The following is a 25,247-nucleotide window of genomic DNA, read 5'->3' as shown; positions in this document are numbered from 1 at the left end:
GAAGAACTGCCTTCCCGCCCTGCCGGGCGACGGTTAGGGGTGCGGCCATGACCGATCCCTCCGCTCCTCCCGGCCGCCAGCGCAGAGTCTGGAGCCGCTATTACGCCACCTTCATCGATGTTCCCGCCGGGCCGGACTGGCGCGACCGGATACGCGCGGCGGCGGGAGCGGTGGGGGGCATCGCTTTCACCGGCCTGCTTTGCGCGATCATGCTGGGCAATGGCCTGTCGCACCCTCTGCTGGTCGCGCCGATGGGCGCTTCCGCCGTGCTGCTCTTCGCCGTTCCCGCCAGCCCGCTGGCCCAGCCCTGGTCGATTATCGGCGGCAATGTCTGTTCAGCGCTGGTAGGCGTTTTGGTTGTTAATCTTGTAACGCCGCCCATGCTCGCGGCGGCGCTGGCGGTGGGCGGGGCGATCATCGTCATGTCGCTCCTGCGCTGCCTGCATCCGCCCGGCGGTGCCGTCGCTCTGACCGGGGTGCTGGGCGGCGCTGGCGGCGCGAGTGCCCATTATAGCTTCGCCTTCGTGCCCATCGGTCTGAACAGTCTGTTGCTCGTCTTGGTCGGAATCCTGTTCCACCGCTTCTCAGGTCACAGCTATCCGCATCGCGTGCCTGTCGTCCAAAACAGCCACGCCACGCGCGATGCCCTCCCGCTTGATCGGGCGGGCCTGTCGCATGACGATGTGGAGGATGCGGTCGCAGCCTATGGAGAAACGCTCGACGTCGACCCGGACGATCTCCACATCGTGTTCAAGGATGCGGAGCTGCGCGCTTCCGTCCGGCGTCATGGCGCACTGACTGCTGGGGACATCATGTCGCGCGACATCATCACCATCGGCCGCGAGGTGGCCGTGAAGGATGCGGCGGCGCTTCTTTATAACAGCCGCCTGCTGTCGCTGCCCGTGATGGACAGAGCAGGGCGGGTTGAAGGCATCATCACTCCGCTGGACCTAGGGCGTGAGGGCGCGTCTGCGTATCAGATCGCATCCGATCCCTTGACCGTATCGCCGGATACGCCGCTCGTCGCATTGGTCAGACCTTTGTCGGAAGGGCGACGGCATGAGATATTGGTGTTGGATGGCGGCCAGCGGTTGTGCGGCATAGTGACGCAGACCGATCTGATCGCCGCGTTGGCTGTAACGTGATGATGGAGGGTTGGCAGTTTGGGAACTTGACTTTGGGGCTGGTGCGGGCTGGTGTACGACGATCGATGCATCTCGTGCCAAATTTCGGATTTACTTTCAATGTGTTATGGTTGCACCTACGGTTTCTCGCGGTGATAGAGGTCTTATCCCGTTCACATCGGACTTGGATGCCATGGGGGAGCATGGCGGCGGGGTAGCCATAATTAGAACAAAATCCTGCTGGAAGAAGTTATGGCTTACGCGGAAATATTGGTGGGACTTATGATGGTAAAAATACTTAATGATGATGTGGGAAATTAAGAGGAAATTATTTACTTTCCGATGAATTCAGTGGACGTCCTTGGCCGAGTCCGTGAAAATTTCACATATAGTTTTACTGGTTATCAGGAGTGCGTGATGAGTTGCTTCTGTTCTTCGAGATGAAGGAGAACGGATTGTCTAAAAATAGTAATGGAAAAAGGCGTTGCAAGCGGAAAATCCTTGCCCTATAGGCGGCGCTCACTTGGGGCCGTAGCTCAGTTGGGAGAGCGCGTCGTTCGCAATGACGAGGTCAGCGGTTCGATCCCGCTCGGCTCCACCAAGGTTTTTATTAGAGGGGTTTTGACCCCTCTTTTTTATGCCCTTTGTACAGCGCCGAATATTGCTTTGGTCCGCGTCGTGATTTTGCCGAAAAGCAGGCGCGAGTTCTATAGCAATGCGACGCGTCATCCGTTTTGCAACTGTGCTCACCCGCAAGATCCTGCCTCTCGCGAAACTTCATGCTGCCTTGTCTGGTATGCGCTTGCTCCCTAGGGAAGAGAATATGGGAGAGAATATTGCCGGTCCGCCGGAACCGTGGACATCGCAGGAGTCGCCTGAGGGTGCATCTGCCGCCGCGACGCTCATCATCCTACGCGATTCGATGGATGGTGGGCCGCCGGATGTGCTGATGGTGCAGCGTGCCGCAACAATGAGCTTTGCGGCGGGGGCCATCGTGTTTCCTGGCGGGCGGGTCGATCCGGCCGATGAACGACTTGCTGCCGAATTGCCCCATGGCTTCGCGTTACAGGATGCTGCTGCCCGCATCGCCGCTATCCGTGAAACGGTGGAGGAGGCGGGCATCGCGATAGGTCTGTCGCCACCACCATCGCCGGATATTGTGGGAGCCATGCGAATCGCCCTGCATGCAGGCGTCGGGATGGGCACACTTCTGGAACTTCATGGCCTGTCCATCGACTCTTCCGTAGTGGAGCCGTTCGCGCGCTGGTGCCCCGGCCGGGCGGAGCGGGCGGGTATTTCGCGCATTTTCGATACACGCTTCTATGTCGCACGCGCGCCAAACGATGCCTTTTGCGCCACCGCTGATACAACGGAAAATGTCCGGCTGCGTTGGGCGAGCGCTGCGACAATTATTGAGGATTGCGATGCGGGGCGGGAGGTCGCGATTTTCCCCACCCGTCGTAATCTGGAACGGCTCGCCCTAGGCAATAGTCATGAGGAGGTGGTGGCGCTGGCCCGCACTTATCCGCCGGAGATGGTGACGCCTTGGACGGAGGTGCGCGACGGTGAGGTCCATCTCTGTATTCCTGACTATCTGGGCTATCCCGTTACGTCAGAGGTGAAGGCGGATATTCGGCGAGGATGAGGGCCGTGCCGGAAGGGCCTGGCCAGTGCGGGTGGATGTCGGACAACTCGGTTTCCCATCTCTCCACTTTCCCCTGTCATGGAAAGCCGATATGGGGCCGCCATGACCGATAAGACCGCATCCGATCGCCACGCGCCCGATCCGGCGCTGCTCGCCAAGGCCGAAACATTGACCGAGGCGCTGCCCTACATGCAGCGTTATGCTGGGCAGACGTTCGTCGTGAAATATGGCGGGCATGCCATGGGCAATGCCGAACTGGCGCGCGATTTTGCCGAAGATGTGGTGTTGATGAAGATGGTCGGCATCAATGTCGTCGTCGTTCACGGTGGCGGGCCGCAGATCGGTTCCATGCTGAAAAGGCTGGGTGTCGAGAGCACTTTCATCGGTGGCTTGCGCGTCACCGATCAGGAAACGGCGAAGATTGCCGAAATGGTGCTGGCAGGTTCCATCAATAAAGAAATCGTCAGTTGGATCGGGCAGGCGGGCGGACGCGCGGTCGGCATTTCCGGCAAGGATGCCGGTCTGGTGACGGCGGAGAAGGTTGGCGGCAAACGGGAGGCCGACCCCCTTCAGGGAATAGAGCGACATGTCGATCTGGGTTTTGTCGGTGAGCCGGTGTCGGTCGATACGCGGCTGCTGAAATCTCTGTCGGCGGACGGCATCATTCCGGTGATCGCACCCATCGCGGGCGGGGCGGATGGCCACACCTATAACATCAACGCCGACACGATGGCGGGCGCCATCGCGGGTGCACTGGGCGCTACGCGCTTCTTCCTGCTGACGGACGTGCCGGGCGTTCTGGACCAGGGAGGCGACCTCCTGAGCGATCTTGACGAAGCGCGGATCAATGCGCTGAAGGCGGACGGCACCATTTCAGGCGGGATGATTCCTAAGGTGGAGACCTGCCTGCATGCCGTTGGTGCGGGCGTGGAAGCTGCGGTTATCCTCGACGGGCGGGTGCCGCATGTGATGTTGCTGGAAATCTTTACTAAGCGCGGTGCGGGAACACTCGTTCACGGGTGAGGCTTTTGCTGGCCTCCGCGACTAAGGGTGCTAAAGCTCCAAAGAGAACGCAACATGCCAACCCCCCATGGGTTCGTCTGGCGTGCCCCGATGTGCCTGCCCCCAACGCCACTGCCTCCATTCTGCTCGCCGTGCCATTATTGTTAGGGACTTGTCACGAGGGGAGTGCTTCCAATACGCAGGCTGTTCAGGCCAATATGGTTGAAACCCAAGATGTGCGCCGTTCTGTAACAGCGGGCGCGCCTGTCGCTGATTTTGCCGATTTTGGTGCTGCAAATGCAGCAGATAATCACGGTCGAATGAGTAGACGTGGTTCGTCACGATCCTAACGTCGCGATGAAGGGTGAGGAAGGCGAGCGGGCAGTCTTGTTCGACTGGGCGCAGTCGCTGGAACGGCGGGACTGGATAAAGCACAGGAGCAATGAGGCCATGGCAGCGCTGACAGCGGCCTGGATTCGGTCCAGTTCGCGCGGAGTTATGCCAAATATGCTACCCTCACCGTCAATTTCAGGGACGGCAATGTTGAGGGTGGGGCAGGATCGCTCTCTTATCAGGTGCCCGTGACCATCACTGGCAAATCGCGGGATGATCGACTCTATCGGCTGGAAGGTCCGGTCATGTTGTGCAGGGTCAATGACGTGGACGGTTCGATGTCGCAGGAATGGCGCTGGCATATAGGGTAAAGCGATTTGCAGCTCCGGCCCTGACACCCGCACAGGGATTGCTCGCATTTCATATTGCCTGTGCCCGCTTGTCGATCCACCGCCCTATCGGCTAAGGGAGCGCCACGCATCGCCCCTATGGGAGACTTCATGGCCTTCGCGATTTTTCAGACGTTGATGATCCTGCTCAATGTGGCGAAATGGATCATCATCATTCAGGCAATCATCAGTTGGCTGGTGGCTTTCAACATCATCAATACCAGCAGCGATTTCGTGCGGACAGTATTAACCGCGCTGGAGCGGATGACCGAGCCATTGTACCGGCCGATCCGACGAGTGATGCCCGATCTGGGCGCGCTGGATCTGTCGCCCATGGTGGTGCTGTTGGTCATTATCATCCTGCAACAGGCGATTCTGCCAGCGATTTTCGCGCCGTTGGTGTGACCGGCCTCGTCCGGCAGGCGGGCGAGGATTGCATTCTGCCCGTGCGGTTGACGCCCCGCGCGTCGGCAAACCGGATCGGCAAGCGATGGGTGGATGCTGACGGGCAGGACTGGCTTTCGGCCAGCGTGGCCGCGCCGCCAGACAAGGGCCGGGCCAATGCGGCACTGATCCTGTTACTGGCAAAATCGCTTGACCTGCCGCGCTCGTCGATTTCGCTGGAGGCGGGGGACATGAGCCGGTTAAAACGCATACGGATCGCGCGCGTGGATGCGGCGACCGTCGAGAATAAGGTCGCCCTTGCAGGCGGCGCTACCGAATGACCGCGCAGTCTGGCGCGGCGAAAACATAGAGGATCGGATCCCATGACCATCGGCAAGATCATCGACGGCAAGGCCTTTGCCGAAGGATTGCGTGCGGAAGTGGCGCAGGGCGTGGCGGGTTTCCTGGCCAGTCAGGGCCGTACGCCGGGTCTGGCGGTCGTGCTCGTCGGAGAAGATCCGGCCAGCGCCGTCTATGTTCGCAACAAGGGCAAGATGACCGTGGCGGTCGGCATGGAGAGTTTTGAATATAAACGTCCGGCGACGATCACGCAGGAAGAGTTGCTTGAGTTGGTCGACGAGTTGAACGGCGACCCGCGTGTGGACGGCATATTGGTGCAGTTGCCGCTGCCCGGTCATCTTGACGAGCAGGCGGTCGTCAACGCCATCAACCCGGACAAGGATGTCGATGGCCTGACGCCGGTCAGCACGGGGCGACTCGCGCTGGGCCTGCCCGGTTTGGTGCCCTGTACGCCGTTAGGCAGCCTGATGCTGCTGAAGGACGAACTGGGCGACCTGTCGGGGAAAAGCGCGGTGGTGATCGGGCGGTCGATCCTGGTCGGCAAGCCGATGGCGCAGTTGCTGCTGGGCGAGAATTGCACGGTGACCATCGCGCACAGCCGCACGCAGGATTTGGCCAGCGTGGTGCATCAGGCGGATATTGTCGTGGCGGCGGTCGGGCGGCCAGAAATGGTCAAGGGGGAATGGATCAAGCCCGGTGCGACGGTCATCGACGTAGGCATCAACCGCGTGGCCGCAGAAGAAGAGGGCAAAACCCGGCTGGTCGGCGATGTCGCGACTGCGGAGGCGGCGAGCCATGTGCGCGCTATCACGCCTGTCCCCGGCGGGGTGGGGCCGATGACGATTGCAGTGCTGCTGCGTAACACGCTGGTTGCTGCCTGCGCACGCGAGGGCGTGGAAGCGCCCAAGGGACTGTAGCCTGTCCGTCCGGGCGCTCAGGCGCGCGGCACCGGCCCTGCTGGCACTGGCTGCGGGGGGCGCGCTCGCCCAGCCGCCTGCGGGCAGCGGGCGTTATAAGGAGGATGTCCGGGATGCGCCGCGCGGCGGCTACGCCGATCCCAGCCTGATTATCGCGGCGGAACTGGCCTATGACCGGTTGGCGCTGGAAAAGGGGCAATGGACGGCGCTGTCGCGGATCGTGGCGAAGGATGCCGTGCTGTTTCAACCGGGGCCGGTTTTTGCGGAACGCTGGCTGAAGGGCCAGCGTGATCCGGCCACCGCCCTGCGCTGGCAGACGCGTGAGGTTTTCATGGCCTGCGACGGGAGTGTCGCAGTGAGCAGTGGGCAATGGGTGCGCGCTGGCGGCGGTTCGGAAGGTCGGGGCTGGTATTCGAATATCTGGCGGCGGGACAAGCAGGGTTATCGCCTGATCCTGTCCCATGATGGCCCGCTGGCCGCTTCGGAGGACGCACCCCGGATGGGTCGGGAGGATGAATTGGAATCCATCTCCGCACGCATTGCGGCCTGCCCCAAGCGAGGACGGCCCGGTGGTGCTGGGAAGGTATCGGACATGTCGTCGCCGATGGCGGTGTCGCTCGATCCCCGCCAGCCATTACCCCTGAGCCGAGAGGAACGGGCTACGGATGGATCGTTGCGCTGGCGTTGGGCGGTTGCCGCCAATGGTGCACGCGTGCTGGAGGCGTGGATGGCGACGGATGCGGGTGAAGTGGTGGTCGTGACGGATCGCACCGGCCCGGCGGCGGCACCCTCGGCCAAGTGATGATAGAACTCTTCCTTTCAGCCTTTATCACCCTGTTCGTGGTGATCGACCCGCCGGGCTGTGCACCCATCTATGCAGGGCTGACGACCGGTGCGACGGCGGGGCAGCGCCGTACCATGGCGGTGAAGGCGGTCGGGATTGCGGCGGTCATCCTTTTGTTGTTCGCGCTGGTCGGGCGGCCTCTGTTGCACTTGCTGGGCATCGGCCTCGACGCTTTTCGCATCGCGGGCGGGATTATGTTGTTCTTCATTGCGCTGGAAATGGTGTTCGAGCGGCGGACCCAGCGGCGGGAGGACCGGGCACGACATGTCGCTGAGACGCCGGAGGTCGAGGATGTGTCCGTTTTCCCCATGGCGATGCCGATGATCGCGGGACCGGGGTCCATCGCCACCATCATGCTGTTGATGGCGGAGGCGCATGGGGGTGTCGAGCGGACCATGGTGCTGGCCGCGCTGGCGGTGACGTTGCTGTTGATGCTGGGTGCGCTGCTGCTCGCGGGGCCGCTGATGCGGTTGGTCGGGCCGGAAGTGGAGGCGGTGGTTACCCGCGTGCTGGGAGTGTTGCTGGCCGCATTGGCGGTGCAATTCGTGCTGGACGGTGTGCGTGGGGCGCTGATGGCGGCTCGGTGAACGCTTGTCTCGGCTCAGCGCCGGGGGGCAAGCCTACACCAGATGCAGGAGCAGCCACCCCAGCCCGGTGAAGCTGAAGACCAGCGACATGGGGCCGAGCGCGCGGGACAGTTCGCTGAACGCCGGATCGAGCCGGTCGAGCGACCCGATTTCCTTGTGCGGAGGATCGAAATTTCCCATTGCCTTGCGCCTTCATCGCCCTGTGGTCGGACCTTCATGCCCATTTTGGCGGGCCGGGGAAATTGGACATTCGTCTAAACCCCTTGATTTTCCGTCATCTGTCGGACCAGAAAAAAGTGGTTGGCATGGCGACCATGCGGCTGCTGTATCGGCTTCACAGCGCGCCCAAAATCGTTACTCTCGCCCACGAGTTCAGGGCATGTTGCCCCCAAGATCAGGATGTCCATGACCAGCCAGAACCTTGCCGACGGGAATGAAGCGGGCACCATCCTTGGTCATCCAAAGGGACTGTTCGTCCTGTTTTTTGCCGAGATGTGGGAACGTTTTTCCTATTATGGGATGCGTGCGCTGCTGGTCTTCTACCTGACCAAGCATTTCCTGCTCAGCGACCAGCAATCCGGCTGGATCTATGGCGCCTATACGTCGCTGGTCTATATCACCCCGCTGCTGGGCGGCTATGTCGCGGATCGCTATCTGGGACAGCGCAAGGCGGTGCTGTTCGGTGGCATATTGATCGCGGTGGGACATATCGTGCTGGGGGTCGAGGGAGACGGGGGGCAGGATGCGTTTGCGCTCAACGCCTTCTGGACCGCGCTGGCCTTCATCATCGTCGGTACAGGCTTTTTGAAGGCGAATATCTCCGCCATCGTGGGCCAGCTTTATCCGCGCGACGACACGCGGCGTGATCCAGCCTACACCCTATTCTATATGGGCATCAATGTCGGCGGCCTGCTCGGTCCCCTGATCTGCGGCATATTGGGCGAGACGGTCGGGTGGTCCTATGGCTTTGGCGCGGCGGCGGTGGGCATGGTTGCGGGCGTGATCGTCTTCGCCTGGGGCAAACCGTTGCTGCTGGGCCGGGGCGAGCCGCCGGAGCCGGCCTATTTGGCGGGCAAGGTTGGCGGTTTTGTGCCGCGTGAATGGATCATCTATCTGGCCGCATTGGCGAGCGTACCGGTCGTCTGGTGGCTGGTGCAAAGCCATGATGCGGTGGGCACCCTGCTGTTGCTGTCCAGCGCGGTGGTGGTGGTCTATCTGGTGTGGGAGAGCTTCACGCGGATGGATCGGATCGAGCGGGACCGGATGTTCGCGGTGCTGTTCCTCGTCAGCCTAAATCCCCTGTTCTGGGGCCTGTTCGAACAGGCGGGCAGTTCATTGAGCCTCTACACTGACCGGCATGTCGATCGTTTTTTCTTCGGTGTTCTTGTTCCTGCATCGGTGTTCCAGTCGATCAATTCACTGTTCATCATCCTGATGGCGCCCTTGATTGCGGGCTTGTGGATCAAGCTGGGACGACGAGGGATCGAACCGTCGACGCCCGCAAAATTCGGGCTGGCGTTGATTCAACTGGGGCTGGGCTTCCTGTTGCTGGTCGCGGGTGCGCTGGCGGTGGGAACGGGCAATCCGACGCCGGTCATCTTCATCTTTGGCATTTATTTCCTGCACACCACGGCAGAACTGTGCCTCTCGCCGGTCGGGCTGTCGGCCATGTCGAAGCTGGCGCCCGCGCGCATGGCGGGACTGGTCATGGGTGTCTGGTTCCTGGCGACGGCGGCGGGTGACTTCATCGCGGGGCTGATCGCTGCGGGTATTGGCGTGGCGTCGGCCAATGCCCAGGACAAGGTGATGGCCACGCTCGCCGTCTATGAATGGGTGGGCGGTCTTTCCATCGGCGTGGGTGTCTTCGTCCTGATCGTCGCGCCCTTCATCCGGCGTTTGATGCATGTCGAGCATCGGGACGACACACCCGTGACGGTGGCGGCGGAACTCGTGCCGCAGCCTATCGACAGTCTGCCCGATCGGCGTGGATGACGGCAGGACGGCGGACCTTCCAACGCGCCCCCGCATGCGGCTATAGGCACGAACTTCTTCTCCAAGGATGATATATGGGCAGGCGCTTTTTCGGAACGGACGGTATCAGGGGGCGGACCAACAAGGCGCCGATGACGGCGGCGATGGCGATGCGGGTGGGCATGGCGGCGGGTCGCCATTTCCTGCGCGGCGACCATCGGCACCGGGTCGTGATTGGCAAGGATACTCGCCTGTCCGGCTATATGATCGAGAATGCTCTGGTCGCCGGGTTCACCAGCGTGGGCATGGATGTTGTCCAGTTCGGCCCGATACCGACGCCCGCCGTGGGCATGCTGGCACCCAGCATGCGGGCGGATCTGGGCGTGATGATCTCCGCCAGCCACAATCCCTATTATGATAATGGCATCAAGCTGTTCGGGCCGGATGGTTTCAAACTTTCCGATGAGGATGAACTGAAGATCGAGGCGTTGATCGACGCGGATGTCGATCTGGCGGAATCGGCAGGGATCGGGCGTGCCCGCCGGGTCGAGGATGCGAAGGGCCGCTATATCCATGCGGTCAAGTCCACCTTTCCCTCCCACCTGCGACTCGACGGGCTGCGGATCGTGATCGATTGCGCCAATGGCGCCGCCTATAACACCGCGCCGTCAGCGCTGTGGGAACTGGGCGCGGATGTGGTGGCCATCGGCGTGACTCCCAATGGCACGAACATCAACGACGGTTGCGGATCGACCGCGCCGGGCCTGTTGCAGGAGACGGTGGTGGCGTCGGGTGCGGACATCGGCATCGCGCTGGACGGCGATGCGGATCGGCTGATCGTGGTGGATGAAAAGGGCCAGATCGTTGATGGCGACCAAATCATGGCGCTGATTGCGACGGAATGGGCACGCATCGGCAAGTTGAAGGGGGGCGGGCTGGTCGCGACAGTCATGTCCAACCTGGGCCTCGAACGGCTGTTGATCGGACAGGGCATCGGGCTGGAGCGGACCAAGGTCGGCGACCGCTATGTTCTGGAGCGGATGCGCGGCGGCGGTTTCAATGTCGGCGGCGAGCAATCGGGGCATATGATCCTGTCCGACTATGCGACGACCGGCGATGGCACCATCGCGGCGTTGCAGGTGCTGGCCGCGCTGGTGGAGGCGGGGAAGCCCGCAAGCGAGGTGATGCATCGCTTCGACGCGGTGCCGCAATTGCTCAAGAATGTGCGCTTTGCAGGCGGCAAGCCGCTGGATGACAGCGAGGTGCAGCGCGTCATCGCGCAGGCGGAAAAGGAATTGAACGGCAGCGGGCGGCTGGTCATCCGACCTTCCGGTACGGAGCCTGTGATCCGCGTCATGGCCGAAGGCGATAACGCCGATCAGGTGCGCGACGTGGTGGATCGTATTTGCGACAGCGTGGCGAAGGCTGCGGGCTGATGCTGGAGATGCGGCCCGATTGCGAACGGTGCGGCAGCGACCTGCCGGCGCAGGCGGGCGGGGCGTTCATTTGTTCGTTCGAATGCACCTATTGCGCGGATTGTGCGGATCAACTGGATGATCATTGCCCCAATTGCGGGGGCGAACTGCTCGACAGGCCGACGCGGACGGGTGAGGCGTTGAAGCGCGCGCCCGCATCGACGGAGCGGCGGTTCGGGGGATGAGCACCGCGCGGATACTCATCATCGCCGGTTCGGATTCGGGCGGTGGCGCGGGGATTCAGGCGGACATCAAGGCCGTCACCATGCTGGGCGGTCATGCGATGACCGCCATCACCGCCATCACCGCGCAAAATACGCTGGGCGTGCAGGCGGTGCATGCCGTGCCGCCGGACATGGTACTGGCGCAGATCGACAGCGTGGTCGGTGACATTGGCGTGGATGCCGTGAAGATCGGCATGATCGGGTCGGCGGTGACGGCGACTGAGGTGGCGGAGCGGTTGGCGCGGCTGGACGGCGTGCCTATCGTCTTCGACCCGGTGATGGTCGCGACCAGCGGATCGGTTCTGGCGGACGAGGGGACGATCGCGGCCTTCCGGGCGCTGATGGGCCTTGCGACGCTGGTGACGCCGAACCTGCCGGAACTGGCGGCGCTGGGCGGCGTGGCGGTGGCGAGCGCCGAGGATATGGAAGTGGCCGCGCGCCACCTAATGAAAGAGCATGGGAGCGCCATTCTGGCCAAGGGCGGTCATCTGCCATCGGCAGGGGATGAGGGGGTCATTCGCGATCTGCTGGTGACACCGCAGGCCGTCATCACCTTCACCAACCCCCGGATCGAAACGCGGCATAGTCATGGTACGGGATGCACGCTGGCCAGCGCCATCGCGACCGGGCTGGGACAGGGCGCGACGCTGGACGCTGCGGTCGGTCGGGCCGAGGCCTTTGTCGCGGCGGCTCTCGCGGCGGCGCCGGGGCTGGGTGGGGGGCATGGGCCGATGGGGCATGCGCTGGGCACGGTGCCCTTTTATCACCTGCTCGCCGCGCGCGATGGCGACGGCTTCGACGCGGCGGCCCATGCGGCGCGCTATGCCGGGGACGCGGGGTTTCATGGCGGCCGTTGACACCAGCCTGCTGGCCGGTCCTGTCGCGGGCGTGGACGAGGCGGGGCGCGGACCGTTGGCGGGTCCGGTGGTCGCGGCGGCGGTGATCCTGTGCCCGGACGGGATCGCGGGGCTGGACGACAGCAAGAAACTGAGCGCGGCGCGGCGGGCGGTGCTGGAGGCGCAGATACTGGCGTCCTGTCGCTATGGCATCGGGATTGCCAGCGTCGAGGAGATCGACAGCTTTAACATATTGCAGGCGACGATGCTGGCGATGACCCGCGCGGTGGAGGCGCTGTGCGAAGGCCAGGGCTGTGTGCCGGGGCATGTGCTTGTGGATGGCAATCGCCTGCCGAAATGGCGCTGGCCCGCGACGGCGGTGGTGGGAGGCGATGCGCTGCATGGCTGTATCTCCGCCGCGTCCATCCTGGCCAAGGAGGCGCGGGACCGGATGATGCTGGCGGCGGCGGTGGAGTATCCCCAATATGGCTGGGCGTCGAACAAGGGCTATGGATCGGCGGTGCATATGGCGGCGCTGAAGGCGCATGGACCGACCCCTCTCCACCGGCGAAGCTTCGCGCCGGTGCGGGCCTTGCTGCCGCAGGAATAGAGTGATCGCGAGGATGGGCGGACACCGTCCGGCGGGTTGCCGGGCGGTGGTTTTGCGTGCGTCCGGGGAGACCTGCCTTTTCGACATGACCAACCAAACGGGTGTTTTGAAACGGAGGGGGCGGGGGGGAGGAGAGGGGACGGCCGATTTCCTCTTGCCCGACTCGCATTTTGGGAATAATGATACGTTGTAGTTTCGTTATTGGGATCCGGTGTGGCCCCGACGTGGCAGCGACAACGCAAACGTAACGACAAGACACGAGCAACGACAAAGCATAAGAGAGGTGTGGCATGAACTCGGTGATCGAACGCAACAAGGATGGCGCCAGCGCAGTCGAGGCGACCGTCTCCGCGCCCTTCTTCCTGCGCGGCAAGCTGGTCGAGGGCAGTGACCAGATCCACAAGTCGCGCGACCTGGGCGTCAGCTTCGCCACGCCGACGATCGACCTGAACGCCGCCGTCCACCCGCGCACGGAGGTGCCGCCGCTGCTGAACGTGCCCTTGTCAGAGGTCATCGACTTTCTGGTCGAGACGGGCGAGCGCATCCGTGACCCGAAAAACGCGATTTTCCAGGACTGCATCGACCGCATGTGCCGCACGCACATCCTGCCGCGCGACGTGGTCGCCAATCAGGCGATGTACGCCAGCCTGTACCTCGACAAGCGCAAGCTGATGGCGGAGGTGGAGCAGAATTTCCCCGATCCCGCCGCGCTGGACGGATGGGTGCCCAAGAGCGACTTCACCGGCCGCAAGAGCTTCGTGCGCGCCTTTGCCCCGCGCCTGATCCACGTCCTGCCGGGCAATTCGCCGGGCGTCGCGGTCAAGTCCATCGCGCAGGGCGCGCTGGTCAAGGGCATCAACCTGTTCAAAATGTCGTCAAGCGACCCGTTCACCACCGTCGCCATCCTGCGCACCATGGCGGAGATCGACCCGGAGCATCCCATCGTGAAGTCGATGTCCGCCGTATACTGGCGCGGTGGGGACACGACGGTCGAACCGATCCTGTTCCGCCCGCAATATTTCGACCGCATCGTCGGCTGGGGCGGCGGCGACGCGATCAACAACCTTGTCAAATATGTCGGCCCCGGCCTGCAACTCGTCTCCTTCGACCCCAAGACCAGCATTTCCATGGTCGGCAAGGAAGCCTTTGACAGTGAGGAGGCCCTCGATCTGGCGGCCGACCTTGCGTCCAACGACGTGATGACCCTGAATCAGGAGGCGTGCGTCGCCAGCCGCTTCCAGTTCGTGGAAGGGACGCAGGAGCAGGTCGACCGCTTTTCCGAGCGGCTGCACAAGCGGATCGCGGAGCGGGCGGCGGCGTCCGGCGACGTGCGCGCCTGCGACATGGAGCTGAAAGAGCAGATCGAAATGATGATGATGATGGATGACGACTATGGCGTCTGGGGCAAGCCCGACGGCAAGGGCGTCGTCATCCGCTCCGACGAGCCGGTCGATTTCCACCCGATCAACAAGACCGCCAATGTGGTGCGGGTCGACAGCCTCGACGATGCGGTGAAATATATCAACGTCGCGACGCAGACGGTGGGTTTCTATCCGTTCGACCGGATGCCCGACTATCGCGATCGTCTGGCCAGCGGCGGGGCGCAGCGGATCGTGCATCTGGGCGAGGCCGGGCCGAGCACCATCGGCAACCCGCATGACGCCATGTATGCGCTGCACCGCTTCGTCCACTGGATGGTGCATGAGGATGGTGTCGCCGGGGCGTGAGGGGCCGGGCGTGAGGGGCCGGGGCCGGATCGACCCTATCGTGCCGCGTCATCCCGGACTTGATCCGGGATGACGCTTGATCCTTTCCGTTCCGCCCTCGCCTCAACACGCGGAACCCCGGATCAGGTCGGCAATGATCCCGCTTGAGCGTGTAACTCCTTCCCGTTCGTCCTTCGACAAGCTCAGGGCGAACGGTATTTCTACTCTGCATGTCCGCAGGGGATAATTGCCGATCAGGTTCGGGTAACGAGGTGGGGATATTCGGGACGTCGCCAGATGCGCCAGAGTGTGATGACGTTAGATTGCCCCACCTCGCAATGACGGTTCAGGGAAAGTCGTCACGCTCCAGGCCGATGTGTTGACGCCGCCCTGGTATGGCAAGGCACAGTCGGCACGCGGCCGGTGGGAGGCGCGCACGCTCCTCGCCGCCATTTTGCCGGAGTTACGGCTTGCTAACCTTAATCCGCTAGGCAGGCGGGGTGACTCAGCAAGCGACCCCAAGGGATGACACCGCAACGAGCGCGCCTTCGCTGGCGGCGCTGATGGGGCTGACCCGCCTGCCCGCCGCGACGGCGGAACGCTATATTGGCGCGCAGTTCCGGGCGGTGGACCGGATGCTGGCGATGCGGGTGGTGCTGGGCATCATGAGCGTCGCCTTCGTGCTGCTGACCTCCTGGCATCTGGCCTCGCCGGGCCTGCTGGCGCTGTGGGCGCTGGCCGCGCTGACCAGCATTGCGCTGCCCTTTCAGGCGTATCGCCGGCGGTGCGCGCAGGATTATGAGGCGCTGTCGCGCAAGGATCTGTGGCGGCACGCGGGCGGGCTGGCGGCGCAGGGCCTGATCTGGGTCGGGCCGATGATGGTGCTGGTGTCGCCCGGCGGGCTGATCGAGGTCGCGTCGCTGTGGACCATGACCAGTTGCCTGATCGCGGCGGTCGCCATGGGCTTCTATCCCACGCCGCTGTCCGCGCTGTTCTTCCTGCTGGTGGTCAGCGGCGGCAGCATGCAGATGATGTATCGCGCGGGCAATGGCGGGCTGGCCCTGACCGTCGCCAGTTTCGGCCTGCTGATGCTGTTGGCCGCGTTGCGGCAGGGGCGCATGTTCGGGCGCGACATCGCGACGTCCGCGCAACTGGCGGAGAAGCAGGAAACCGTCCGCATGTTGCTGGGCGAGCATGACGAATCGCGCACCGACTGGCTGTGGCAGACCGACACCGCGCGCCGCCTGACCGGCGTGACGCCGCATTTCGCGCGGATGACCGGGATTGCGGTCGCCGACATAGAGGGCAAGTCGGTGCTGGAGATACTGGCCGGGTCCGCCTGGCAGGGGGGTGATTTTCACCCGGCGCTCCACACGCTGGCCGCCCGGCTGAAGGCGCGCGAGCCGTTCACCGACCTGGTGCTGCCGGTCGAGGTGGAGGGCGTGCGCCGCTGGTGGCGCTTGTCCGCATCGCCCCGGCAGGACGATCGGGGCGCGTTCACCGGCTTTCGCGGCGTCGGGTCGGACGTGACGGCGGAGCGGGAAACCGCCGAGCGCATCACGCAACTGGCCATGTACGACCCGCTGACCCAATTGCCCAACCGGCTGCACCTGACCGAGGAACTGGGCCGGGTGGTGGAGGCGATGGGGAAGTGGACCATCCGCAGCGCCTTCCTGATGATCGACCTCGACCGGTTCAAGGCGATCAACGACACGCTGGGCCATCATATCGGCGACCTGCTGCTGGCGCAGGTGGCGGAGCGGCTGCGCGGCGTGTGCGCCGAGGGGGCGATCGCCGGGCGGCTGGGCGGCGACGAATTCGCGGTCATCGTGCCGGAACTGCTCCCTGACCAGGGCGGGGCCAGCCATGTCGAACGGCTGTCCGACGCGATCATCGCCCGCCTGTCCCAACCCTATGAGGTGGAGCAGCATGTGCTGTTCGTGGGCGCCAGCATCGGGTCCGCCACCGGGCCGCGCGACGGGCGCACAGTCGACACGCTGGTGCGCAGCGCGGACCTGGCCATGTATCGCGCCAAGGAGGAGGGCGGCGGTCGCCATTTCGCCTATGTCGCCACCCTTCACGCCGATGTGGAGGTGCGCCGCAAGATGGAGATGGCGCTGCGCGGCGCGATAGAGAATGGCGAGCTGCGGCTGGAATATCAGCCGGTGGTCGATTGCCAGACGGGCGAACTGTACAGTTTCGAATCGCTGGTCCGCTGGCACCATCCCGAATTTGGCGAGGTGCCGCCCGCCAAGTTCATCCGGCTGGCGGAAGAGGCGCGGCTGATGGTGCCGCTCGGCGCGTGGATATTGGAGACGGCCTGCGCGGAGGCGACGCGCTGGCCAGCCATGGTCGGCCTGTCGGTCAACCTGTCGCCGGAGCAGCTCTCCGACCCCGGCATCATCGCCACGCTCAAGGCGGTGCTGGCGTCGACCGGGCTGGAGCCGGAGCGGCTGGAGCTGGAAGTCACCGAAAGCATCTTCCTGCGCGAGGGGAGCGACGCGGTGAAGCGGCTGGAGCAGATCGGCGCGCTGGGCATCGGCCTGGCGCTCGACGATTTCGGGACCGGCTATTCCTCCTTCGGTTACCTGTCCAGCACCCGGTTCCGCACGATCAAGATCGACCGCAGTTTCGTGGCGGGCGCATCGGCGGGCAGGGTGGAGTCCGTCGCGATCATCAACGCGGTGGTGGCGCTGGCCACCAGCCTGGGCATCGCGACGGTCGCGGAAGGGGTGGAGACGGAGCAGGAGCTGGAGATGGTCCGGCGCAGCGGCTGCCTGCGCATCCAGGGCTATTATATCGGACGGGCCATGCGGACCGAGGATGTGCGCCGCCTGTTCGTGCGGGCGGCCTGACGCCGGGATAGTGCAGGAGGGGCCGAGATATGAACGGGAAGGGCGGTTCACGGGTGTGAACATATTTCCGGCTGGCTGTATCGGGGCAATGGAACCGCACGGCGCCGACGACGCCATGAGCAGTCGGGGCGGGCATCGTGGAGGATAGCGGGCTGCGGACGACGCCAGGCAAGTCAAGACCGTGCCATGACAGCGTGCCGGATCGTCCTGAAAAAAGTTGCTGGGCCAGCGGTGCGACCCGATGAGGCTCTGACTTGAATCTCGTTTCCGACCCAGCACCGAATTAATAGCACCTCTCCAACAATAGGCACAATGACGCAGTTACGGGACAGGTTTAACATGGGATAAGTTGTTCCCATTATGTGACGTATTGAGTTTGCTTCGACTCAGGGTGTATTAAGACTCGGCGACCCGAAGGGCTGAGTCGAACACAGCCTTTCTCTGACCCGGCAGGCAACTGCCGGGCCTTTTTTGTCAAGCGGCGCAATGGGGCGATAGTCCGGGGCCGGTCGTGATCCGATCGCATCGGGGCGATTGCCGCGGTTTTTTTACTGGCCGCCTGTTTCCGGCTTTGCAGAGGCAGTCCTGTACTGTGTCGATGCTTTGGTCGTTTGCGCCATAGCCATGCTGTGTTCGACTCCTGTCGCTCGTCCCCCTGTCCCGGCCCACCGTCGCAGCGTCCCAGCGTCCCATCGTCCCAGCGTCGCCAGCGCCGCGCGCACCTCCACCCTCTATGCGCGAGCCGCCGCCGGGCGCAGGGGCGCGGCGAGCCTCCTGTCGCGCGGTCGCAATACTCCGATGGCGATCCGGGGCGGGGCGGCCTATGGGCAGGGGCCTCTCGACGAAACGGATGCCGTGACCGACCCTGTCCTCTATTATCTGTGCGCCATCGTCGCCGTCATCCTCTCCGGCCTCGCGAAGGGCGGTTTTTCGGGGATCGGCGCGCTGTCCATGCCGATCATGGCGATGGGGATCGACCCGCTGCACGCCGCCGCCATCCTGCTGCCCATCCTGATCGCGCAGGATGCGGTGGGCGTGTGGGCGTTCCGGCATAGCTGGGACCGGACGGTGATGGTGGTGATGATGCCGGGCATGATCCTGGGCGTGGCGCTGGGTTATCTCTACTCCACCGCCGTTTCGGAATCCGCGATTTTGGGCACGCTGGGCGCTATCTCCATACTGTTTGGCTTGCACAGATTGTGGGCGGAGCGGGACGGGGCGGTCGTGCTGCCGTCCAATTCGCCCAAGTGGATCGGCACGTTGCTGGGCACCGTGTCCGGTTTTGCCAGCCAGATCGCCCATGCGGGCGCACCGCCGTTTCAGATGTGGGTGCTGCCCCGCCGTCTGCCGCGCGATACGCTGGTGGGGACCAGCGCCATCGCCTTTGCGGTGATGAACTGGATCAAGGTGCCAACCTATTATGCGCTGGGCCAGTTCACGCCCGCGTCGCTGAAGGCGTCGCTGGTGCTGATGCCGGTCGCTTTCCTGTCGACGCTGGCGGGTGTGAAGTTGGTGCGGCGGGTCGACGGGGCAAATTTCTATCGGCTGATCTATGCGCTGATGGTGCTGCTGGGCGGCAAGCTGCTGGTGAGCGCGCTGGTTTGAGGGGCGGGTGCCGGAGATAAGCGGCGCGCCCTGGTGGATGGCTTCGCTCCGCTCGCCATGACGAAGGGTGGGGCGCGGAGGGTCTGCTATCGTTGAGCCGCCGCCGTAACGCCGTCGTAACCGCTATGCCCCGTCACGCGCCGGACCTCGCCGAGGCTGGACGAAGCGCCACATTGCAACCAAAGATCCTGAAGCGCGGCGCGCGCCGGATCGGCGCGGAACGCATCCAGAGATCCGAGGTCGGGAAAGTCCAGCCAATGCACTGCACGTCTTTCATCCGTCGAACGCAGCCGCTCCACGAGCGTGGCGCCGTGATTTCCGAGTAAGGCGAGCGCCGGGGCTTCATACGCCTCAAACGCCGGCCTCTTCGCCTGAGAAATGTCGATCGGAACCAGAATGAGCCTAAGCGGCAAGGTTCCCGGAATATATCCCAGACAATGACGGCTGACAGAGCGCCGTCAACCGGCATGGATCGACCGACCTGGTCCCGCATCCGCCGCCCAAATCCACCCGCGTCATCATATCCCCGTTGACGCTTGGCCCGCACAGGCATAGGCGCGCGGGGGATGAGCGGCCCCAAGGCATATTCGCGGGAAGCGGCGCGGTTTCGCCTCTATATCCTGTCGATCATGGTGGACATCGCCGTGCTGGCGGTGGCGTTCGCGCTCGCCAATTATCTGGTGCTGGGCAATTTTCAGGGACAGCCGGGCAAGCCGCACGGCCTCGTCATGTTCGCGATGATCGCGCCGGTCTATATCCTGCTGGCGGTGCATGGCGGCGTCTATGGCTTTCACGCCATCGGGCGGCGGCGGCAGACGGCGTGGAAGGCGCTGTTCGCGCTGGGGCAGGCGGCGATGCTGATGCTGCTGATCGTCTATTTCGGCAAGATTGCGGAGCGGCTGTCGCGCCTGACCTTTGCGGTCGGGCTGTTTCTGGGCGCTGGCGGTCTGGTCTGGGCGCGCGGGCTGGCGGACAGCATGGCGCGCGCGGTGGTGGGCGAGACGCCGCACCTGACCGTCCTGATCGAGGATGGCGAGCCGTTCGACGCGTCCAGCCTGGCCGAGGTGGTGGATGTGGTGGACGCACGGGCGGCGGGGCTGGACCCCACCTGCCATGACGCGGCGACGGCGGCGCGGCTGGCGGCGCTGGTCGGCACGGCGGAGCGGGTGGTGGTGTCCTGCGCGGCGGACCGGGTGGACGCCTGGGGCATCGCGCTGGCCTCCCTGTCGGCCAAGGCGGAGATATTGCTGCCCGAACTGCGCCGGCTGGCCCCGGCCAAGATCGGCGCGTTCGAGGATCATCCGACCATCGTGGTCGCGTCCGGCCCGCTGGCGTTCCGCGACCGGCTGCTCAAGCGGTTGCTGGACATCGTGCTGAGCGCCGCCGCGATCATCCTGTTGTCGCCGGTGCTGATCGTGGCGGCGATCGCGGTGCGCGTGTCGGGCGCGGGGCCGATCCTGTTCCGGCAGGCGCGGCTGGGCCGGGACGCCGCGCCCTTCATGATCCTGAAATTCCGCACCATGCACCATGGCATGGCGGACGCGGCGGCGAACCAGCTCACCCAGAAGAACGACCCGCGCGTGACCCGGATCGGCGACATATTGCGCCGCACCAGCATCGACGAACTGCCCCAGCTTTTCAACGTGTTGATCGGCGACATGAGCATCGTCGGCCCGCGTCCGCACGCGCCCGCCGCAAAGGCCGCCGACAGCCTGTACTGGGAAGTCGATCATCGCTATTGGGCGCGTCACTGCATCAAGCCGGGCATGACCGGCCTCGCGCAGGTGCGGGGGCACAGAGGCCCCACCGACAAGCATGAGGACCTGGTCAATCGCCTGCAATCCGATCTGGAATATGTCACCAACTGGTCGATCTGGCGCGATCTGGGCATCATCGCGGCGACGCTGCGCGTGCTGGCGCATGACAATGCGTTCTGAGATGCGGGTCGGGGCGTGGGCTGCGCGATGATCGCCGCCGCCATTGTCATGCTGTTGCTCAGCATCCTGCTGCTGCTGTGGCCGTTCGTCGTCTATCCCGCGATACTGGGTCGGTTGCAGGAGCGGCCGGTGATGCGCCCGATGCGGGGCGAGGCGCTGCCGTCCGCCACGCTGGTCTTCTGCGCCTATAATGAGGCGGCGTCGCTGCCGGACAAGATCGCCAATCTGCGCGCGCTCAAGGCCCGGCATCCGGCGCTGGAGATCCTCGCCTATAATGACGGGTCGGCGGACGGGACGGCGGCGCTGCTCGACGCGGCGGCGGATATTTTGACGCCGGTGCACGGGCCGGGGCGCGCGGGCAAGGCGCGCGGCATGAAGACGCTGGCGGCGCGGGCGCGGGGCGATGTCATCATCTTCACCGACGCCAATGTGACGCTGGCGGAGGATGCGGTGGCGCGGCTGCTCGCCTATTACGCCGACCCGCTGATCGGCGGCGTTCTGGGATCGCTGGTCTATGACGGCGAGGGGGCGAGTTCCTCCGCGCAGGTCGGCGGGCTGTACTGGCGGATCGAGGAAGGGTTGAAGGACCGGGAATCGCGCAGCGGCAATGTGATGGGCGCGGACGGCTCCATCTTCTCCATCCGGCGCGAACTCTACCCCGATTTCCCGGACAGCGTGCTGGACGATCTGGTCGTGTCGATGAGCGTGGTGTTCGCCGGGCGTCGCCTCATCAAGGCGAAGGATGTCGTCGCGCGCGAGATGATGGTCGGCAAGCGTGAGGACGAGATGCGGCGCAAGGTGCGGATCGCGGCGCGGGCCTGGCACACGCATCGCTATCTGCGGCCCCAGTTGCGGCGGATGGCGGGCATCGACCGCTTCAAATACGCGTCGCGCAAGATCGTGCGCTGGTTCGGGGCGCTGTGGATGGCGACGGGCGGCATCGCGGCGCTGGTCCTGCTGTGGCAATGGCATCCGCTGGGCGCTGTGGGCATATTCCTGTTCGGTTGCGGGCTGCTGTCGATGGGCTATGGCAAGCGGACGGGGATGCTGGCATCGCTGACCGACATCGTGCTGGCCTATGGCGCGACGATGCGGGGGATCATGCTGGCGGCGCGGGGGCGGGACTTCACGCTCTGGCAACCGGCGAAGTCGCGGATGGACGCGCCGCGGATGGAGAATCTGCCTGTGGGGAAGGGGCCGGAAGCATGATTACCGCGCAACGTGTGGCCAAGGCGGCGGGCAAGCATCTGACCCGTGCCGCGCTGCGCCTGCGGATGGCGGCGGGGGAGAAGGGCGCCTATGGCTGCCCGGCCTGCCATGCGACGGTGCCGGGCTTCTTCCGCTATGGCGAGGCGCGGGCGTGGGGGTGCCCCCGGTGCGGTTCCTCCCCGCGCGAACGGCTGATGCACTATCTCCTCGATCGCGGCACGATCGCGCTGCCGCCGGGTGGCGCGGTGCTGCATTGCGCGCCCAACGAGGGCAGTCTGGTCGAGCGGTTCCGCAGCGGCGCGGGCGACTATGTGCCCGCCGACATCGACCCGTCGCGCTATACGGTGCCGGGGATGCAGCGGGTGGACCTGATGGAACTGGAGCATGAGGCGCGCTTCGACCGCATCTACGCCAGCCATGTGATGGAGCATGTGCCGGACGATGCGCGGGTTCTGTCCAACATCGCCCGCTCTCTGAAGCCCGGTGGGGAGGCGTGGCTGATCGTGCCGCTGTGGGCCAAGCCCAGCGAGGATGGCGCGATGGACCTGTCGGGGAGGGAGCGGGAGCGCCGCTTCGGCCAGTGGGACCATGTGCGGCAATATGGGCTGGACTTTGCCGAGCGCATCGCCACCGCCGGCCTGAGCGTGGAGGTGATCGCGGCGCGCGACCTGCCGCCGGGCGACGTGGCGACCATGGCCATCGACGACGTGCTGTTCCGGGCGCGGCGGTGACGGACCGATACGCCGGAGTGCGCTCGCTATGGGCGCCCATCGGCAGGCTGGAACATGACCCGCGGGCGCTGGCCGCGCTGAAACTGGCCAATGTCGGGCTGGCGATGTCCTGGGGCTTTGCCGTCACCTTCGTCTTTGTGCGGTTGCTGCCCATCGCGGAATTTCGGGCGTTCCTGCTGCTGGTCGCCTTCGCCAATTTCACCGTTTCCGCCGATTTCGGCTTTTCCGGCATCATCTATGCGCGGTTGCGGCGGTTCCGGCTGGAGGGAGCGAGCGCGGCGACAGGGGACGGCGGCGATTTCCACCCGCGCGACATGGCGGTGCTGCTGGCCTTCATGATGGCGGTGGTGCTGACGGGGGCGCTGCTGATCGGCGGGGGGATCGTGACGGGGCATATCCCGACGGAACGGCCGGGGCTGTTCCTGGCCTTCTACCTGCTGACCGCCGCCAATATCTTTGGCATATTGGTCAAGCGGGCGATGGCGGCGCTGGACCATAATCTGTTGTGGGAGCTGGTCGATGCGGTGCGGCGGGGGCTGTCGCTGCTGGTCCTGCTGCTGGCGCTGGTCGGCCTGCCCATCCTGTGGTCGGTGTTCGTGCAGATCGGGCTGGCGGCGGCGGGGCTGGCCATCGGGCTGGCGGTGATCCATGCGTCGACGGGGATGCGCGGGGCCGACTGGTGGTTGCGCGGGGTGGAGATGGCCGTGGTGTGGCGCACCTATATGCGCGACATGGGCACGACGATGGCGCTGACCCTGTCCGATGTCGCGGCCTATACCGCGCCCTATTTCGGCATTGCGATGGTGACGAACGATCCGAGGCCGTTGCTGGTGTTCGATTTCATCTACAAGATCAGCCGCGCGCTGACGGCGGTGATCCGCGCCCTGACGGAGGCCGCGCTGCCCCGCCTGACGGCGGCATGGCATGAGGGGCGGACGGCGCGGGTGCGCGAGCTGATCGGGCGAATCCGCTGGCTGGCGCTGGGCGCGGCGGGGGCGCTGGGGCTGGTTCTGCTGATCCTCGGCGGGCGGCTGTCGGGCGTGCTGTTCGATGGCAAGGCGGTGCTGACGCTGGCGGAATTGGTGGCGCTGGCGGTGTTGCTGTGCGGGCTGGCGATGCTGTGCGTCTCCACCTTCGTGCACAATGGGGTGGGGCGGTTCGGGGCGCTGTTGCCGACATCGGTGGCGTTCCTGATCCTGTCGCTGGCGAGCGTTGCCGGGGCGGCATGGGCGGCGCGGGTGACGGGGGAGCCGTTCGCGCTGTGCTTCGCCATCCTCTATGCCGGGGTGCATGTCGCGCTGGGGCTGCGGCACGGGCAGTTGCTGAGAGGGATGGTGCGGGCATGAAGATCATCATGGCAGACCCGTCGCTGTTCACCGGTCGCTATGACGACGGGTTGTGCGGTGGCCTTGCACGGGCGGGCCATGCGGTGACGCTGGCGGGCAGGCCGCTGCGCGCGACCGATGCGATCGTGCCGCAGGGCTATGCCTATGCGCCGCGATTCTTCCGGTTCAGCGAGGCGCTGCCCGGTGGCGGCAAGGCGAAGCAGGGGGCGAAGGCGGCCGAATATCTGGGCAGCGCGCTGGCAGGGTCGCGGGCCTTGTTCGCGGGCGCGCAGGTGGTCCACTGGCAGTGGCTGCCCTTTGCATGGGCGGACGCGCACTGGTTGCGGCGACTGTCGCCGCGCCATGCGCTGGTCCACACCGTCCACAACGCCAAGCCCTTCCATGGCGACGGCGCGAAGGAGGCGATGCAGGGCAGCGGCTATTTCGACCTGCTGCGCCGTTTCGACGCGCTGATCGTGCATGGCGAGGAGACGCGGGCGGTGCTGGAGGAGCGGGGGATTACGGTGCCGGTCGCCATCGTGCCGCATCCGCCGATGCATCTGGCGCGCGCGGACGAGCGGATGCTGGCCGCCGTGCCGCCGTCGCCGCGCCCGCGCATCCTCTTCTTCGGGACGATCAAGCCGTACAAGGGGTTCGACCTGCTGGTCGAGGCCGCGCTGACCCTGTGGGGCGAGGGTACTGATTTCGATTTGGCGGTGGCGGGGCAGCCGTTCATGGCCATCGACGCGCTGGTGGAGCGGGTGCGGGCGGCAGGGTTCGGCAACCGGCTGATCCTCGACCTCGGCTTCCTGACCGAGCCGCGGCTGGACGCGCATCTGCGCCGGGCGGATATTATTGCCTTTCCGTACCGGCATATCGATTCCAGCGGTGCCTTTCTGTCCGCTTGCCATTATGGCGCGGCGATGATTACGAGCGAGAGCGGCATGTTCGCCCGGTTGCCGGAGGGCGCGGCGACACGGGTGACGGCGGGCGACGCGGGCGCGCTGGCCGATGGCCTGCGTCCGCTGGTCCGGTCGGCGCAGGCGCGTGAGGCCGGAGCGCGGGCCGCGCTGGCGCTGGGCGCGACATTGGGCAATTGGGACGAGGCGGCGGCGCTGACCGCTGTGGTCTATGACCGCGCGATCGAAGCGGCGTGGGGGCGTGAAGGATGACCGGGG

General features: G+C 65.0%; 22 protein-coding genes and 1 tRNA gene. 22 read left to right on the top strand and 1 reads right to left on the bottom strand.

The window, feature by feature from the left end:
- Positions 1-47 precede the first annotated feature (47 nt).
- The 9 genes from LWE61_RS12195 (at position 48) to LWE61_RS12155 (ending at position 7,585) form a co-directional block, all read left to right on the top strand.
- The gene (locus LWE61_RS12195) at positions 48-1,145 is read left to right on the top strand and encodes an HPP family protein (RefSeq protein ID WP_234150340.1); all 1,098 of its coding nucleotides are present in this window, start codon (positions 48-50) and stop codon (positions 1,143-1,145) included.
- A 504-nt stretch (positions 1,146-1,649) separates the two neighbouring features.
- A tRNA-Ala gene (locus tag LWE61_RS12190) sits at positions 1,650-1,725 on the top strand.
- Between the two features lie 222 nt (positions 1,726-1,947).
- Entirely contained in the window at positions 1,948-2,769 is an 822-nt protein-coding gene (locus LWE61_RS12185) for an NUDIX domain-containing protein (RefSeq protein ID WP_234150339.1), read from the top strand.
- A 102-nt stretch (positions 2,770-2,871) separates the two neighbouring features.
- Positions 2,872-3,792: an acetylglutamate kinase gene (gene argB / locus LWE61_RS12180; RefSeq protein ID WP_234150338.1), complete on the top strand. Its 921-nt coding sequence runs from the start codon at positions 2,872-2,874 to the stop codon at positions 3,790-3,792.
- Between the two features lie 812 nt (positions 3,793-4,604).
- Positions 4,605-4,898 carry a YggT family protein gene (locus tag LWE61_RS12175; protein ID WP_234150337.1) on the top strand — a complete coding sequence of 98 codons (294 nt, stop codon included), beginning with the start codon at positions 4,605-4,607 and terminating at the stop codon, positions 4,896-4,898.
- 41 nt (positions 4,899-4,939) lie between these two features.
- Positions 4,940-5,218, top strand: a complete 279-nt coding sequence (locus tag LWE61_RS12170; RefSeq protein WP_234150336.1) for a DUF167 domain-containing protein — start codon at positions 4,940-4,942, stop codon at positions 5,216-5,218.
- A 42-nt stretch (positions 5,219-5,260) separates the two neighbouring features.
- The gene (gene folD, locus LWE61_RS12165; RefSeq protein WP_234150335.1) at positions 5,261-6,154 is read left to right on the top strand and encodes a bifunctional methylenetetrahydrofolate dehydrogenase/methenyltetrahydrofolate cyclohydrolase FolD; all 894 of its coding nucleotides are present in this window, start codon (positions 5,261-5,263) and stop codon (positions 6,152-6,154) included.
- The gene (locus LWE61_RS12160; protein ID WP_234150334.1) at positions 6,108-6,956 is read left to right on the top strand and encodes a nuclear transport factor 2 family protein; all 849 of its coding nucleotides are present in this window, start codon (positions 6,108-6,110) and stop codon (positions 6,954-6,956) included. The genes folD and LWE61_RS12160 overlap by 47 nt, the downstream gene beginning before the upstream one ends.
- Positions 6,956-7,585, top strand: coding sequence for a MarC family protein (locus LWE61_RS12155; RefSeq protein ID WP_234150333.1), 630 nt, complete (start codon positions 6,956-6,958; stop codon positions 7,583-7,585). The genes LWE61_RS12160 and LWE61_RS12155 overlap by 1 nt, the downstream gene beginning before the upstream one ends.
- A gap of 33 nt (positions 7,586-7,618) precedes the next feature.
- Here LWE61_RS12155 and LWE61_RS12150 read toward each other — a convergent pair whose 3' ends face one another.
- The gene (locus LWE61_RS12150) at positions 7,619-7,765 is read right to left on the bottom strand and encodes a hypothetical protein (RefSeq protein ID WP_234150332.1); all 147 of its coding nucleotides are present in this window, start codon (positions 7,763-7,765) and stop codon (positions 7,619-7,621) included.
- A 225-nt stretch (positions 7,766-7,990) separates the two neighbouring features.
- On the opposite strand from LWE61_RS12150, the gene LWE61_RS12145 reads away from it, so the two are divergent.
- The 13 genes from LWE61_RS12145 (at position 7,991) to LWE61_RS12085 (ending at position 25,241) form a co-directional block, all read left to right on the top strand.
- Positions 7,991-9,577 carry a peptide MFS transporter gene (locus tag LWE61_RS12145; RefSeq protein ID WP_234150331.1) on the top strand — a complete coding sequence of 529 codons (1,587 nt, stop codon included), beginning with the start codon at positions 7,991-7,993 and terminating at the stop codon, positions 9,575-9,577.
- Positions 9,578-9,651: 74 nt separating this feature from the next.
- On the top strand, positions 9,652-10,992 hold the full coding sequence (gene glmM, locus LWE61_RS12140) for a phosphoglucosamine mutase (protein WP_234150330.1): 1,341 nt from the start codon (positions 9,652-9,654) through the stop codon (positions 10,990-10,992).
- Entirely contained in the window at positions 10,992-11,216 is a 225-nt protein-coding gene (locus tag LWE61_RS12135; RefSeq protein WP_234150329.1) for a DUF1272 domain-containing protein, read from the top strand. Before glmM ends, LWE61_RS12135 begins: the two co-directional genes overlap by 1 nt.
- Complete coding sequence (gene thiD / locus LWE61_RS12130; protein ID WP_234150328.1) at positions 11,213-12,112, top strand: bifunctional hydroxymethylpyrimidine kinase/phosphomethylpyrimidine kinase; 900 nt, start codon at positions 11,213-11,215, stop codon at positions 12,110-12,112. Before LWE61_RS12135 ends, thiD begins: the two co-directional genes overlap by 4 nt.
- On the top strand, positions 12,099-12,701 hold the full coding sequence (locus tag LWE61_RS12125) for a ribonuclease HII (RefSeq protein ID WP_234150327.1): 603 nt from the start codon (positions 12,099-12,101) through the stop codon (positions 12,699-12,701). The genes thiD and LWE61_RS12125 overlap by 14 nt, the downstream gene beginning before the upstream one ends.
- 290 nt (positions 12,702-12,991) lie before the next feature.
- Positions 12,992-14,428 (top strand): acyl-CoA reductase, encoded by a 1,437-nt coding sequence (locus tag LWE61_RS12120; protein WP_234150326.1) that lies wholly within the window; start codon positions 12,992-12,994, stop codon positions 14,426-14,428.
- A gap of 479 nt (positions 14,429-14,907) precedes the next feature.
- The gene (locus LWE61_RS12115) at positions 14,908-17,262 is read left to right on the top strand and encodes a putative bifunctional diguanylate cyclase/phosphodiesterase (RefSeq protein WP_234150325.1); all 2,355 of its coding nucleotides are present in this window, start codon (positions 14,908-14,910) and stop codon (positions 17,260-17,262) included.
- 855 nt (positions 17,263-18,117) lie between these two features.
- Positions 18,118-18,867, top strand: coding sequence for a sulfite exporter TauE/SafE family protein (locus LWE61_RS12110; RefSeq protein WP_234150397.1), 750 nt, complete (start codon positions 18,118-18,120; stop codon positions 18,865-18,867).
- 566 nt (positions 18,868-19,433) lie between these two features.
- Complete coding sequence (locus tag LWE61_RS12105) at positions 19,434-20,804, top strand: exopolysaccharide biosynthesis polyprenyl glycosylphosphotransferase (RefSeq protein ID WP_234150324.1); 1,371 nt, start codon at positions 19,434-19,436, stop codon at positions 20,802-20,804.
- 27 nt (positions 20,805-20,831) lie between these two features.
- Positions 20,832-22,013, top strand: coding sequence for a glycosyltransferase (locus LWE61_RS12100; RefSeq protein ID WP_234150323.1), 1,182 nt, complete (start codon positions 20,832-20,834; stop codon positions 22,011-22,013).
- A complete protein-coding gene (locus tag LWE61_RS12095; RefSeq protein WP_234150322.1) occupies positions 22,010-22,744 on the top strand; it encodes a class I SAM-dependent methyltransferase in 735 nt (244 codons plus the stop codon). Before LWE61_RS12100 ends, LWE61_RS12095 begins: the two co-directional genes overlap by 4 nt.
- Entirely contained in the window at positions 22,741-24,090 is a 1,350-nt protein-coding gene (locus LWE61_RS12090) for a hypothetical protein (protein WP_234150321.1), read from the top strand. Before LWE61_RS12095 ends, LWE61_RS12090 begins: the two co-directional genes overlap by 4 nt.
- A complete protein-coding gene (locus LWE61_RS12085) occupies positions 24,087-25,241 on the top strand; it encodes a glycosyltransferase family 4 protein (protein WP_234150320.1) in 1,155 nt (384 codons plus the stop codon). The genes LWE61_RS12090 and LWE61_RS12085 overlap by 4 nt, the downstream gene beginning before the upstream one ends.
- Positions 25,242-25,247: the final 6 nt, after the last annotated feature.

This window comes from Sphingobium sufflavum (genome assembly GCF_021403115.1).
In the GTDB taxonomy this organism is placed as follows: Bacteria; Pseudomonadota; Alphaproteobacteria; order Sphingomonadales; family Sphingomonadaceae; genus Sphingobium; species Sphingobium sufflavum.
This window is presented reverse-complemented; position numbering and strand designations above follow the sequence as displayed.